Annotated in this window: 13 protein-coding genes; 2 read left to right on the top strand and 11 right to left on the bottom strand. The window is 65.9% G+C overall.

Annotation, left to right across the window (positions count from 1 at the left end; translation table 11 throughout):
• Window positions 1-115: 115 nt before the first annotated feature.
• From rpsQ to rpsJ, 11 genes are read right to left on the bottom strand one after another with little or no spacing between them, the layout of a single operon-like run.
• Window positions 116-403, bottom strand: a complete 288-nt coding sequence (gene rpsQ, locus CLM62_RS01705; protein WP_095748091.1) for a 30S ribosomal protein S17 — start codon at window positions 401-403, stop codon at window positions 116-118.
• Complete coding sequence (gene rpmC, locus CLM62_RS01710; RefSeq protein ID WP_003974259.1) at window positions 403-627, bottom strand: 50S ribosomal protein L29; 225 nt, start codon at window positions 625-627, stop codon at window positions 403-405. Before rpmC ends, rpsQ begins: the two co-directional genes overlap by 1 nt.
• On the bottom strand, window positions 627-1,046 hold the full coding sequence (gene rplP, locus CLM62_RS01715; protein ID WP_095748092.1) for a 50S ribosomal protein L16: 420 nt from the start codon (window positions 1,044-1,046) through the stop codon (window positions 627-629). Before rplP ends, rpmC begins: the two co-directional genes overlap by 1 nt.
• A 5-nt stretch (window positions 1,047-1,051) precedes the next feature.
• Window positions 1,052-1,876, bottom strand: coding sequence for a 30S ribosomal protein S3 (rpsC, locus tag CLM62_RS01720; protein WP_094215512.1), 825 nt, complete (start codon window positions 1,874-1,876; stop codon window positions 1,052-1,054).
• Entirely contained in the window at window positions 1,876-2,223 is a 348-nt protein-coding gene (gene rplV, locus CLM62_RS01725) for a 50S ribosomal protein L22 (RefSeq protein WP_030936396.1), read from the bottom strand. The genes rpsC and rplV overlap by 1 nt, the downstream gene beginning before the upstream one ends.
• A gap of 42 nt (window positions 2,224-2,265) precedes the next feature.
• Window positions 2,266-2,547 (bottom strand): 30S ribosomal protein S19, encoded by a 282-nt coding sequence (rpsS, locus tag CLM62_RS01730; protein ID WP_095748093.1) that lies wholly within the window; start codon window positions 2,545-2,547, stop codon window positions 2,266-2,268.
• 12 nt (window positions 2,548-2,559) lie between these two features.
• Window positions 2,560-3,396: a 50S ribosomal protein L2 gene (rplB, locus tag CLM62_RS01735; protein WP_037887002.1), complete on the bottom strand. Its 837-nt coding sequence runs from the start codon at window positions 3,394-3,396 to the stop codon at window positions 2,560-2,562.
• A gap of 40 nt (window positions 3,397-3,436) precedes the next feature.
• On the bottom strand, window positions 3,437-3,856 hold the full coding sequence (rplW, locus tag CLM62_RS01740; protein WP_095748094.1) for a 50S ribosomal protein L23: 420 nt from the start codon (window positions 3,854-3,856) through the stop codon (window positions 3,437-3,439).
• On the bottom strand, window positions 3,856-4,512 hold the full coding sequence (gene rplD, locus CLM62_RS01745; RefSeq protein WP_095748095.1) for a 50S ribosomal protein L4: 657 nt from the start codon (window positions 4,510-4,512) through the stop codon (window positions 3,856-3,858). The genes rplW and rplD overlap by 1 nt, the downstream gene beginning before the upstream one ends.
• Before the next feature lie 4 nt (window positions 4,513-4,516).
• The gene (rplC, locus tag CLM62_RS01750) at window positions 4,517-5,161 is read right to left on the bottom strand and encodes a 50S ribosomal protein L3 (protein WP_095748096.1); all 645 of its coding nucleotides are present in this window, start codon (window positions 5,159-5,161) and stop codon (window positions 4,517-4,519) included.
• 16 nt (window positions 5,162-5,177) lie between these two features.
• A complete protein-coding gene (gene rpsJ / locus CLM62_RS01755; protein WP_003948644.1) occupies window positions 5,178-5,486 on the bottom strand; it encodes a 30S ribosomal protein S10 in 309 nt (102 codons plus the stop codon).
• Between the two features lie 539 nt (window positions 5,487-6,025).
• Here rpsJ and CLM62_RS01760 point away from each other — a divergent pair.
• A complete protein-coding gene (locus CLM62_RS01760; protein WP_095748097.1) occupies window positions 6,026-8,020 on the top strand; it encodes an ATP-binding protein in 1,995 nt (664 codons plus the stop codon).
• 156 nt (window positions 8,021-8,176) lie between these two features.
• The gene (locus CLM62_RS01765) at window positions 8,177-13,084 is read left to right on the top strand and encodes a DEAD/DEAH box helicase (RefSeq protein ID WP_218835535.1); all 4,908 of its coding nucleotides are present in this window, start codon (window positions 8,177-8,179) and stop codon (window positions 13,082-13,084) included.
• The last annotated feature ends 68 nt before the right edge of the window (window positions 13,085-13,152 follow it).

Genomic DNA, 13,152 nt, shown 5'->3' on the forward strand with positions numbered 1-13,152 from the left:
CGCAGGAATTACTTAAGCCTCAACAGGCGGAAACCCCTCGCCGCCGGGGGCGTGCACCGCCCTGGGCCGAAGGGCCCGGGGCGGCGGGGGTCAGCGGGGGCGAACCCCCGCTTGATTACTTCGCCTTCTCGAGGATCTCGACGACGCGCCAGCGCTTCGTCGCGGACAGCGGCCGGGTCTCCATGAGGAGGACGCGGTCGCCGACGCCCGCGGCGTTCTGCTCGTCGTGCGCCTTGAGCTTGTTCGTACGGCGGATGACCTTGCCGTACAGCGCGTGCTTGACGCGGTCCTCGACGGCGACGACGACGGTCTTGTCCATCTTGTCGCTGACGACCAGACCCTCACGGGTCTTGCGGAAACCGCGGTCCGTCTTGGTCTCTTCAGTCACGTTGTTCTCGCTCATCAGGCGCTCTCCACCGTCTCGATGCCCAGCTCGCGCTCACGCATCAGGGTGTAGATCCGCGCGATGTCCTTGCGGACGGCCTTCAGCCGACCGTGGTTCTCGAGCTGACCGGTCGCCGCCTGGAAGCGGAGGTTGAACAGCTCTTCCTTGGCCTCGCGGAGCTTCGCAAGAAGCTCCTCGTTGCCCAGCTCGCGCAGCTCGGACGCCTTGGTACCGGCCGACATCACGCTTCACCTGCCTCGCGCTTGACGATCCGGCACTTCATCGGCAGCTTGTGGGCCGCACGAGTCAGCGCCTCACGGGCGATCTTCTCGTTGGGGTACGACAGCTCGAACATCACGCGTCCGGGCTTGACGTTCGCGATCCACCACTCCGGAGAACCCTTACCGGAACCCATGCGGGTCTCGGCGGGCTTCTTGGTGAGCGGACGGTCCGGGTAGATGTTGATCCAGACCTTGCCGCCACGCTTGATGTGGCGGGTCATGGCGATACGCGCGGCCTCGATCTGACGGTTCGTCACGTACGCCGGGGTCAGCGCCTGGATGCCGTACTCGCCGAACGCGACCTCAGTACCACCCTTGGCCATACCACTGCGCTTGGGGTGGTGCTGCTTGCGGTGCTTGACCCTACGGGGGATCAGCATGTCGGTCAGGCCTCCGTTCCGGTGCTCTCAGCCGGAGCGGACGCGGGAGCCTCGGCCTTGGGGGCCTCGGCGCCGGCAGCCTGCTGCGGCTTGCGACCGCGCCGCTCGCCACCACGGCCACCACGGGCCGGGCGGTCGGCACCGCCACCGCGGGCCGGGCGGTTACCCGCACGGGCGGCAGCGTTCTCGGCGCGGACCTCGGCGATGTTCTTGACGTCGCCCTTGTAGATCCAGACCTTCACGCCGATGCGGCCGAAGGTCGTCTTGGCCTCGAAGAAGCCGTAGTCCACGTTCGCGCGGAGCGTGTGCAGGGGCACGCGGCCCTCGCGGTAGAACTCCGAGCGGGACATCTCGGCGCCGCCGAGGCGGCCACCGCACTGGATCTTGATGCCCTTGGCGCCGGCCTTCATGGCGGACTGCATGCTCTTACGCATGGCCCGACGGAAGGAGACGCGGGAGGAGAGCTGCTCGGCGACGGCCTGGGCAACCAGCTGAGCGTCGGTCTCGGGGTTCTTCACCTCGAGGATGTTCAGCTGGACCTGCTTGCCCGTGAGCTTCTCGAGGTCACCGCGGATGCGGTCGGCCTCGGCGCCACGGCGGCCGATGACGATGCCCGGACGCGCGGTGTGGATGTCCACACGCACACGGTCACGGGTGCGCTCGATCTCGACCTTGGAGATGCCGGCGCGCTCCATGCCGGACGTCATCATCCGACGGATGGCGACGTCTTCCTTGACGTAGTCCTTGTACAGCTTGTCGGCGTACCAACGCGACTTGAAGTCGGTCGTGACACCGAGCCGGAACCCATGCGGGTTAACCTTCTGGCCCATTACCGGGTTCCTTCCTTGCTGCTGACGACCACGGTGATGTGGCTGGTCCGCTTGCGGATCCGGTAGGCACGGCCCTGGGCACGCGGACGGAACCGCTTCAGGGTCGGGCCCTCGTCGACGTAGGCCTCGGCAATGTAGAGGCTGTCGACATCGGTGTGGTCGTAGTTGTGCGCGGCGTTGGCAATGGCGCTGTCCAGCACCTTGCCGACCGGCACGCTCGCGGCCTGCGGGGCGAAACGCAGGACCGCCTGAGCCTCCGTGGCGTCCATGCCACGGATAAGGTCCACCACGCGGCGGGCCTTCATGGGCGTGACGCGGATGTACCGCGCCTGGGCCCTGGCTTCCATGGTTGTCCTTCCAGTGTCTGTCATGGTCATTCCACCCCGCTGCTAGCGGCGCTTCGACTTCCGGTCTTCCTTGACGTGGCCCCGGAAGGTGCGCGTCGGCGAGAACTCGCCGAGCTTGTGGCCGACCATCGACTCGGTGACAAACACCGGGATGTGGGTCTTGCCGTTGTGCACCGCGATCGTGTGGCCGAGCATGGCCGGGACGATCATCGAGCGGCGGGACCAGGTCTTGATGACGTTCTTGGAACCGGCTTCGTTCTGGGCGTCCACCTTCTTGATCAGGTGGTCGTCGACGAAGGGCCCCTTCTTGAGACTGCGCGGCATCTAAACCCGCTCCTAGCGCTTCTTGTTCGTCTTGCGGCGGCGGACGATGTACTTGTTGCTCGCCTTCTTGGGAGCTCGAGTACGACCTTCCTTCTGACCCCACGGTGAGACCGGGTGGCGACCACCGGAGGTCTTGCCCTCACCACCACCGTGCGGGTGGTCAACCGGGTTCATCGCCACACCGCGAACGGTCGGGCGAACGCCCAGCCAGCGCTTGCGGCCGGCCTTACCCCAGTTGATGTTGCTCTGCTCGGCGTTGCCGACCTCGCCGACGGTGGCGCGGCAGCGCACGTCGACCAGGCGGATCTCACCGGAGGGCATGCGGAGGTGGGCCATCTGGCCCTCCTTCGCGAGCAGCTGCACGGAGGCACCGGCGGAGCGGGCGAACTTGGCACCGCCGCCCGGGCGGAGCTCGATCGCGTGGATCGTGGTACCGACCGGGATGTTGCGCAGCGCGAGGTTGTTGCCCGGCTTGATGTCGGCCCCGGGACCGTTCTCCACGCGGTCACCCTGCTGCAGGTTGCGCGGGGCGAGGATGTAGCGCTTCTCGCCGTCGGCGTAGTGCAGCAGCGCGATGCGCGCGGTGCGGTTGGGGTCGTACTCGATGTGCGCGACCTTCGCCGGCACGCCGTCCTTGTCGTGACGACGGAAGTCGATCACTCGGTAGGCGCGCTTGTGGCCACCGCCCTGGTGGCGGACGGTCACACGACCGGAATTGTTACGGCCGCCCTTGCTGTGCAGCGGGCGGACCAGCGACTTCTCCGGCGTGGACCGCGTGACCTCGACGAAGTCGGCGACGGAGGAGCCACGGCGGCCCGGCGTCGTCGGCTTGTACTTGCGGATTCCCATTTCTCAGTCCTCGTCCGATATCGGACGATCCGGACCACCCTTAGGCGGTCGGACCGCCGAAGATGTCGATACGGTCGCCCTCGGCAAGGGTCACGATCGCGCGCTTGCTGTCGGCACGCTTGCCGAAGCCCGTGCGGGTCCGCTTGCGCTTGCCCTGGCGGTTGATCGTGTTGACCCCGGTGACCTTGACCGAGAAGACCGCCTGGACGGCCTGCTTGATCTGGGTCTTGTTGGCACGCGGGTCGACGACGAACGTGTACTTGCCCTCGTCGAGAAGCGCGTAGCTCTTCTCGGAGACGACCGGCTTGAGCAGCACGTCACGGGGGTCCGTGAAGGACTTGCTCAGCGGCGTCTCGACGGTGTTCTTGCCCTCGGCCTCGTGGCGGCGCGCCTTGGCGACGCGCGCGGCCTTGGCCGCCTTGGCGGCCTTCGAGGCGATGCTCGGGTGACGCGTAGCCATCAGGCCTCGCTCCCTTCGGTGTCAGCGGCCTTGGGGCCAGACACGAAGGACTCGAACGCGGCCTGGGTGAAGACCACGTCGTCCGAGACGAGAACGTCGTACGTGTTCAGCTGGCCCGGCTCCAGGATGTGGACCTGGGGCAGGTTGCGGGCGGACAGCCACGCGGCCTCGTCGGCGCGGTCGACGACCAGGAGCAGGTTCTTGCGCTCCGAGATCTTGCCGAACAGCGACTTGGCGGCCTTCGTGGAGGGGGTCTCGCCCTCGATCACGCCGGAGACGACGTGGATGCGGTTGTGGCGGGCCCGGTCGGTGAGGGCGTGGCGCAGGGCCGCGGCCTTCATCTTCTTCGGGGTCCGCTGCGAGTAGTCACGCGGCACGGGGCCGTGGACGACGCCACCGCCGGCGAACTGCGGGGCGCGGGTCGAACCCTGACGGGCGCGGCCGGTGCCCTTCTGGCGGTACGGCTTCTTGCCACCGCCGCGGACTTCACCGCGGGTCTTGGTCTTGTGGGTGCCCTGGCGGGCAGCGGCCAGCTGTGCGACGACGACCTGGTGGATCAGCGGAATGCTGACCTTCTCCACGTCGAAGATCTCCGCGGGGAGCTCGACGGTACCGGCCTTGTCGCCCGCCGGCGAAAGGATGTCAACAGTGCTCATTACCTCAGGCCCCCTTGGCCGCGGTGCGGACCAGGACGAGGCCGCCGTTCGGACCGGGAACCGCGCCCTTGATGAGCAGCAGACCCTTCTCCGCGTCAACGGCGTGGACGGTCAGGTTCTGGGTGGTGACCCGCTCGTTGCCCATACGACCCGCCATGCGGAGGCCCTTGAACACACGGCCCGGGGTGGCGCAGCCACCGATGGAGCCGGGAGAGCGGTGCTTGCGCTGGGTGCCGTGACCGGCGCCGAGGCCCTTGAAGTTGTGACGCTTCATGACACCGGCGAAGCCCTTGCCCTTGCTCTTGCCGGTCACGTCGACCTTGATGCCGGCCTCGAACACCTCGGCGGTGATCTCCTGGCCGAGGGTGTACGCGCTGGCGTCAGCGGTACGGATCTCGACGAGGTGGCGGCGGGGAGTGACGTCGGCCTTGGCGAAGTGGCCCTTGAGGGGCTTGTTCACCTTGCGCGGGTCGATCTCGCCGAAGGCGATCTGGACCGACTCGTAGCCGTCGGAGTCGTTCGTACGGACCTGGGTCACGACGTTCGGGCCGGCCTTGACGACGGTGACGGGAACGACACGGTTGTTCTCGTCCCACACCTGCGTCATGCCGAGCTTCTCGCCCAGGATGCCCTTGATCTGCTTGGTCATCTTCAGATCACCGGCCTCAGAGCTTGATCTCGATGTCGACACCGGCCGGGAGGTCGAGTCGCATCAGAGAGTCAACGGTCTTGGGGGTCGGGTCGAGGATGTCGATCAGGCGCTTGTGCGTGCGCATCTCGAAGTGCTCGCGCGAGTCCTTGTACTTGTGCGGCGACTTGATGACGCAGTACACGTTCTTCTCAGTGGGCAGCGGCACCGGGCCCGCGACCGACGCACCAGTACGCGTCACCGTCTCGACGATCTTCTTCGCCGAGCTGTCGATGACCTCGTGGTCGTAGGCCTTGAGCCGGATGCGGATCTTCTGTCCCGCCATGGCTACTCAGTAGTCCTGTCTCTCGTAACGCTCTGGAACCCGGTGTTCTCTTCGTTTTCTCCGACCCACGCGGTCGGGCGTGTCGTACTTCCACTGACACAGATGCCCTACTTCGAACATCCCTCCAGGGAATGAACACGGCCCTTCCGGAACCGCAAGCCGAGACCGAAAGGCCACCGGGTGCCTGGCCGGTGCCGCACCGACACTTCCCGGAAGATTCCCGTACGTCCGCCCCAGTGCTGCCGTGTGGCAGTTAGGACGACGAGTACTGTGGGACTCGCTTCCGGTCCTCCCGGCGGGAGGCGCGCAGCATCAACACTCGACCGAGCAACTCGGACAGTCTGCCATATGGGGCAGGGGCCTGGCCAATCGAGCCGGAGAGAATACCCCGGGCGTGACGTAGGTCAAACACGGCTGCTGCACAGGGCCGCGTCGGCTGTCCCACTCAGGCGATTCCCTGCAATTTCGTCCTTCACTCACTCAAGACCGACTAGTTTGCCGTCTTGATCAGGGACACACAGGTCAGGAGGTTCCCTGCCATGGTCAAAGTGCGGCTCGAAACCAGCCGTGAGCACGTCGCTGAGCTGGCTCGGTTGCGGGATCCCGTGGGCGCTGTCGAGGAACTGGTCTGGAACGCTGTGGATGCCGATGCCGAACGCGTGGTCGTCACCCTGGAGCGCAACGACCTGGGCGGTGTGGACAGGGTCCGGGTCCAGGACGACGGCAATGGGATGTCGGTAGAGCACTGCGAGGAGTACTTCCCTCCCATCGGAGCCTCCTGGAAGAAGCGCGCGCAGGGGAGTCCCGTGAAGAAGCGCGCGCTGCACGGGAAGAACGGGCGGGGCCGGGTACGTGCCTTCGCGCTCGGCACCCTGGTGCGCTGGACCAGCGTCTACGACGCGTTGGGCGGTCGGCGACAACTGGTGATCGAGGCCGACCGACGTTCCATGGACGAGTTCGACATCGGCGATCCAGAGCCCACCGACGATCCCACTGGCACGCTCTTCGAGGCGTTCGGCGGTGACGAGCAGCTGGACCTGCTCGCCGACGAGCGCGCCAGGTCGTCGCTCACCACGGCTTTCGCCACATACCTGGAGAAGTACCCGGACGTCCGCATCGAGTACGACGGCCAAGATCTCGACCCGGCAGCGGAGCAGCTCCACGCACGCGACTACGTTCTGCCGTCACCTTCCGGCTGGAGCGGCGAACCCGCGCGTCTGAAGGTCGTGGAGTGGCGCAGGCCTGTCACCCGTGCGCTGTTCCTGTGTGACGGCCAGGGCATGTCCAGGGCTCACCTCAAGCCGGGGATCCAGGCTCCCGGCTTCGAGTTCACGGCGCATCTCACCTGGGACGGTTTTGACGACGTCGACGCCGAGGATCTCGCCCTCACCGAGTGGATGCCGGACGGCCCTCCAGCCGGCGTCCTCGCGGCGGCCCGCGACCAACTGAGAGCTCATTTCCGGGCCCGTGCGGACGAACGGCGGCGGGAACAAGTCGCGGAGTGGCGGCGGGAAGGCATCTACCCGTACGCGGGACAGCCCATCGATGCGCGGGAACGCACCGAACGCGAGACGTTCGACGCGGTGGCCACGACCATCTTCCGGCACCTTCCCAAGTCCACCGGTACGCGCAGGACCACCTTCGCCTTCCTCCGGTCCGTGCTCGCGCACGAGCCCTCGGACGTGCTGCGCATCACCGAGGAACTGTTCAGCCTCTCCAAGCAGGAACGTGAACAGCTCAACCGGCTTCTCGACCGCACCCCCCTGTCCGCTCTAGTCAAGGCGTCGACGGCGGCGACGAACCGGCTCGACTTCCTCGCGGCCCTGGAACACCTCGTCTTCGACCCCGAAGCCAGGGATCGCATGAAGGAACGCACCGAGCTCCACCGGATCCTGGAGAACGAGTGCTGGATCTTCGGCGAGGAGTACGGCCTGCATGTGAGCGATCGCAGCCTCAACGAAGTCCTGCGACAGCACTGCCACGTCCTCGGTCGCGAGGAGCCCACGGGCTCACCCGTGCTGCGCCCCGATGGGCGCCGCGGCATCGTCGACCTCATGCTGTCACGGGCGTCCCGGCACCGACGTGACGAACGGCACCACCTGGTAGTCGAACTCAAGCGCCCTCGGCTCGTCCTGGGGTCCGCCGAGTTCGAGCAGCTCAGCAGCTACGCGCAGGCGGTGCGGAAGGACGACAGATTCCGGGACACCCGCACGACCTGGGACTTCTGGCTCATCGGCAACGACATGACCGACACTCTCCGGGAACTGGCACACCAGCCCCAGAATCCGCCGGGCTGCGCCCTCAACCAGCCGACCTACAGGCTCTGGGTACGCACCTGGGGCGAGCTTCTGGAGGACTGCGAGGCCCGGCTTCGCTTCTACGGCGAACATCTGGAGTACCAGTCCACTACTGAGCACGCGATGGACTACCTGGTCCGCAACCACGGTGACGCCGTCGCGGAGCTGGTCGCCGACGGGACGATTCCCGCCCCGCGGAGCATGGGCACCGCCTCACACAGTGAGGTCCGAGCCTGATGACGGTGCCGAGTGCCAAGGCGGCTTCCACGGCCCGCGCGGGGTTGCCGAGCGGCTTGTGACCCCTTGTGTCAGTGGCCCGGTCTACTGTTCTTGGGCACCTCCATTCAAGGTGCTGTCTCCCGTCATAGCGCGCTGAGCAGAGAGCGAGCCTCCGTGTCCACCACCGTGCACGACGTCCTTCGGGTCATTCGCGAGAAGTCGACGACGAATCGCGAACTCGGTACCGCCTTCGAGCGGCTCATGGTGCGCTTTCTCAGTACGGACCCGCTGTGGAGCGAGCAGTTCAGCCGGGTGTGGATGTACGGCGAATGGCCTGGGGCAGCCAAAGACCAGCGGGATGTCGGGATCGATTTGGTGGCGCAGGAGCGCGACACCGGCGCTCTCTGGGCGATCCAGTGCAAGTTCTACGAACCTGATCACACAGTCCAGAAGGCCGACATCGACTCCTTCTTCACCGCCTCCGGAAAGGGCGGCTTCGCTCACCGTCTGATCATTTCGACCACGGACAGGTGGGGGCCGAACGCTGAGGCGGCTCTGGACGACCAGCAGATCCCTGTGCAGCGTCTCGGACTGTCGGACATCGCCGCAAGCCCGGTGGAGTGGCGACTGCCCGCGAGCGGCGACGCGAAGCGGGTGGAGCTGTCCCTGCGAGGCAAGAAGTCTCCTCGCCCCCACCAGCGCGAGGCCATCGACGCGGTGTTCCATGGCTTCGAGGAGCACGAACGCGGCAAGCTGATCATGGCCTGTGGCACCGGTAAGACGTTCACGGGCCTGAAGATCGTGGAGAGGCTGGCGGCCGAGCGGGCCGCGAGTGGGCAGGGCAAGCACACCCGGGTCCTCTTCCTCGTCCCGTCCATTGCGCTCTTGTCACAGACCCTGCGGGAATGGAGGTACGAGACCGGGACCCCGCTGCGCACGTTTGCGGTCTGCTCCGATGCCAAGGTCTCCCGTGGGCGGGTCGACGCCGACGACCTGGACATGGCCACGCATGACCTGGCGCTGCCTGCCACCACGGATCCGGCCCGTCTGCTCTCCCAGATCGAGGGCGACGGGGCCGAGCCGCCCGCTGGTCTGACGGTGGTCTTCTCCACGTACCAGTCGATCGGCACGATCGCCAAGGCGCAGGAGATGGGGCTCGACACCTTCGATCTGGTCCTGTGCGATGAGGCGCATCGCACCACGGGTGTGACTCTGGCCGGTCACGACGAGTCGAACTTTGTTCGCGTCCACGACAACGACGTGATCCGCGCAGCCCGTCGCCTCTACATGACAGCGACCCCACGTATCTACAACGAGGACACCAAGGCGGACGCCAAAGACGCCTCTGCCGTGCTGGCGTCGATGGACGATGAGAGCCTGTACGGCCCAGAGTTCCACCGCCTCGGTTTCGGGAAGGCCGTCGAACAGGGGCTGCTCACCGACTACCGGGTACTCATCCTCACCGTCGACCAAGACGTGGTTGCCAAGTCCTACCAGAAGGGCCTGGCGGCTGGCGGCCCCGAACTGAACCTCGACGACGCCGCCAAGATCATCGGCTGTTGGAACGGCCTGGCGAAGCGCACCGGCACCTTCGGCGACGGCACTCACTTCGAACCCGGGGAGGAACCGATGCGCCGGGCGGTCGCATTCGCCCGCTCCATCAAGGACTCCCAGGCCATCTCAGACCACTTCAACGAGATCGTCTCCTCATACGAGGATGCGGACGGCGACCTGCTGACCTGCGAGGTCGAGCACGTCGACGGCACGTTCAACACACTGCGCCGCAACGACCTGCTGGACTGGCTGAAGCAGGACCCGGGCCCGAACAACGCCCGCATCCTGTCCAACGCCCGCTGTCTGTCCGAGGGCGTAGACGTCCCGAACCTGGACGCGGTCCTCTTCCTCCAGCCGCGCAACTCCGTCGTCGACGTCGTGCAGTCCGTCGGCCGCGTGATGCGCCTGGCACCGGGCAAGCGCTACGGCTACATCATCTTGCCCGTCGCCGTCCCCGCCGGGATGTCCCCGGAGGAGGCCCTGGCGGACAACCGCCGGTTCAAGACCGTCTGGCAGGTCCTCCAGGCGCTGCGCGCTCACGACGACCGTTTCAACGCGTCCGTCAACCAGATCGAGCTCAACAAGAAGGCCCCGAACACCATCGGTATCGGCGCGATCGGTGCCGGGGACGAGTCGGTCGGCGACCAGGATGGCAGCAGCACGCAGGAGAGCGCGCAAGCGAAGAAGGACAAGGAGCAGCAGTCCGCCCAGTACATCCAGGACCGCTTGGAGTTCGACGAGGCGTGGCGCACGGCCATCTACGCGAGGATCGTCGACAAGGTTGGTGAGCGCACCTATTGGGAGCAGTGGGCCAAGGACATCGCACTGATCGCGGAGCGGCATGTCGCCCGTATCAAGGCGGGCCTGACGGTTCCCCACAAGGCTGCGGCTTTCAGCGAGTTCGTCGAGGAACTTCGTTCGAACATAAACCCTGGCGTCACCGACTCCAACGCAATCGACATGCTCGCCCAGCACCTGATCACCAAGCCGGTCTTCGACGCGCTGTTCCAGGACTACGCGTTCGCCGACCACAACCCTGTCTCCCAGGCGATGCAGCGGATGCTGGACGTCCTGGACGACGACACCATCTCGGCGGAGGCGAAGACCCTTCAGGGGTTCTACGAGTCCGTACGGGTACGGGCCGAGGGCATCACCGACCACGAGGGCCGCCAGCGGGTCATCACGGAGCTGTACGAGAAGTTCTTCAAGACGGCGCTGCCCAAGACCGCGAACGCCCTCGGCATCGTCTATACGCCGACCGAGGTCGTCGACTTCATCCTGCGGTCGGCCGATCAGGCGCTGGAGCGGCACTTCGGTCGGTCGTTGTCCGACGAGGACGTGCACGTACTCGATCCGTTCACGGGCACGGGCACGTTCGTGGTACGGCTTCTCCAATCCGGCCTGATCAAGCCGGCGGACCTGCTGCGCAAGTACGCGCGGGAGCTGCACGCCAACGAGATCGTGTTGCTGGCGTACTACATCGCGGCGGTCAACATCGAGGCGGCGTTTCATGATCTGTACGCGGAGGCGGGGGCTGACGCCGGGGACGCGTACGTACCGTTCGAGGGCATCGTGCTGACAGACACGTTCCAGCTTGCGGAGTCCGAGGAAGGGCGGCTGTTCGGGGACGTGTTGTCGGGGAACAGCGAGCGGGCGCGGAAGCAGATAGGGCAGGACATCCGGGTCGTGCTGGGGAATCCGCCGTATTCGGTGGGCCAGGACAGCCAGAACGACGACAACCAGAACCTCAAGTACGAAGCGCTTGACGGCCGGGTCCAGGCGACCTACGCGGCCAGGTCGACAGCGAAGAACAAGAACTCGCTGTACGACTCGTATCTGCGCGCCTTTCGCTGGGCTTCGGACCGCATCAAGGACGAAGGCGTCGTGGCATTCGTCTCCAACGGCGGGTACATAGACGGAAACACAGCCGATGGCGTCCGCAAGTGCCTGACGGACGAGTTCGACGCGGTCTACTGCTACAACCTGCGGGGCAACCAGCGCACGGCCGGGGAGCTGTCCCGAAAGGAAGGCGGCAAGATCTTCGGTTCCGGCAGCCGCAATACGGTGGCCGTGGTCGTCCTGGTCAAGGGCGGCCGTATGGACGCGCCACGCGGGCTGTTCTACCGGGACATCGGCGACTACCTCAGCCGTGAGGACAAGCTCGGCATCATCAGCGGGCAAAGCCTGGACTCGGTGGAGTGGCAGCGAATCACGCCGAACGCGGACGGGGACTGGATCAACCAGCGGGACGAGAGGTTCGGGACGTTCCAGCCGATCGGAGAGAAAGACAAGGCCGCGCGGGCGAGTGGGGTGTTCGCCCTGTACTCCAGCGGCCTCAAGAGCGGGCGGGACCCATGGGTCTACAACTTCTCCGAGCAACGGCTCAGGGAGAACGTCGAGTCGATGGTGGACTTCTACAACGAGCAGGTGGAAGGGTTCGCCAAGCATGCGAAGGCGGCGTCTCTCGGTTCACCGAGCGCGGCCGACACCGAAAGGTTCATCGACTACGACGCAAAGAAGTTCAGCTGGAACCGGGCTGACAAGACGAACGTGGCGAAGGGCGTGCGGTACACGTTCGACCGCGAGCGCCAGTTCATCGCTTCCTATCGCCCATTTGTCCAGCAGCACATCGTCTTTGACGCACGGCTGAATGACATGGTGTATCAGATGGGTCGGTTGTTCCCAACACCGCAGCACGAGAATTTCGGCTTTTACATCACAGGGCTGGGGTCCGACAAGCCATTCTCCGCCCATGCCGTAAAACACCTCCCTGACTTGGCGTACTGGGGTTCCAGCAATGGTCAGTTCTATCCCCGCTACACCTACCGCGAGCTCACCGTAGAAGGAGGCTTCGAGTTCGGCGACGACGAGGGCGCCGCCTACGAGCGCGTGGACAACGTCACCGACGCCACGCTCGCCGCCTACCGCAAAACGTACGCCGACACGGCGCCCACCCTCACCAAGGACGACATCTTCTTCTACGTCTACGGGCTACTGCACTCCCCCGCATACCGCGAGGCCTACGCCGCCGACCTCAAGAAGTCGCTGCCGCGCATCCCGAAGGTGCGCGGCTTCCTGGCGTTCACCGAGGCCGGCCGACAACTGTCCGAGCTGCACATCAACTACGAGTCCGCCAAGCCCTTCGGTGGCATCGTTACAGCGCTCAGCAACACCCGCCCGGACATGTCCCAGGACGAGCTCTTCCGGGTGGCCAAGATGAAGATCCCGAAGACGAAGGGCGTCCAGGATCGGACGCGAATCGTCTACAACAACCACGTCACGCTGGAGAACATCCCGGAGGAGGCCTACGAGTACCAGCTCGGCGCCCGTTCTGCGATCGAGTGGATCATCGACCGGTACCAGGTGAAGACCGACCCGAAGTCCGGCATCGTCAACGACCCCAACGACTGGTCCGACGACCCGCACTATGTCGTCAACCTGCTAAAGCGCATCGTGACGGTCAGCCTCGCGACGATGGAGATCGTCCGGCACCTACCGCCGCTCGACATCATCGAAGACGCCGCCTGACGCGCGCCGCCGCCAAGAACGGGTCCCGTACCCCCGACAACAGTCCGGTACGGGACGCCCGCTGGCTG

It is taken from the genome of Streptomyces sp. SA15, assembly GCF_002291145.1.
Classification (GTDB): Bacteria; Actinomycetota; Actinomycetes; order Streptomycetales; family Streptomycetaceae; genus Streptomyces.

Excerpts from the sequence above, each read along its gene's own strand:
- rpsS (WP_095748093.1), bottom strand. The coding sequence starts at position 2,547 with ATGCCGCGCAGTCTCAAGAAGGGGCCCTTCGTCGACGACCACCTGATC.
- rpsQ (WP_095748091.1), bottom strand. The coding sequence starts at position 403 with ATGAGCGAGAACAACGTGACTGAAGAGACCAAGACGGACCGCGGTTTC.
- rpmC (WP_003974259.1), bottom strand. The coding sequence starts at position 627 with ATGTCGGCCGGTACCAAGGCGTCCGAGCTGCGCGAGCTGGGCAACGAG.
- rplB (WP_037887002.1), bottom strand. The coding sequence starts at position 3,396 with ATGGGAATCCGCAAGTACAAGCCGACGACGCCGGGCCGCCGTGGCTCC.
- rplD (WP_095748095.1), bottom strand. The coding sequence starts at position 4,512 with ATGAGCACTGTTGACATCCTTTCGCCGGCGGGCGACAAGGCCGGTACC.
- rpsJ (WP_003948644.1), bottom strand. The coding sequence starts at position 5,486 with ATGGCGGGACAGAAGATCCGCATCCGGCTCAAGGCCTACGACCACGAG.
- rplV (WP_030936396.1), bottom strand. The coding sequence starts at position 2,223 with ATGGAAGCCAGGGCCCAGGCGCGGTACATCCGCGTCACGCCCATGAAG.
- CLM62_RS01760 (WP_095748097.1), top strand. The coding sequence starts at position 6,026 with ATGGTCAAAGTGCGGCTCGAAACCAGCCGTGAGCACGTCGCTGAGCTG.
- rplW (WP_095748094.1), bottom strand. The coding sequence starts at position 3,856 with ATGGCTACGCGTCACCCGAGCATCGCCTCGAAGGCCGCCAAGGCGGCC.
- rpsC (WP_094215512.1), bottom strand. The coding sequence starts at position 1,876 with ATGGGCCAGAAGGTTAACCCGCATGGGTTCCGGCTCGGTGTCACGACC.
- rplC (WP_095748096.1), bottom strand. The coding sequence starts at position 5,161 with ATGACCAAGCAGATCAAGGGCATCCTGGGCGAGAAGCTCGGCATGACG.
- rplP (WP_095748092.1), bottom strand. The coding sequence starts at position 1,046 with ATGCTGATCCCCCGTAGGGTCAAGCACCGCAAGCAGCACCACCCCAAG.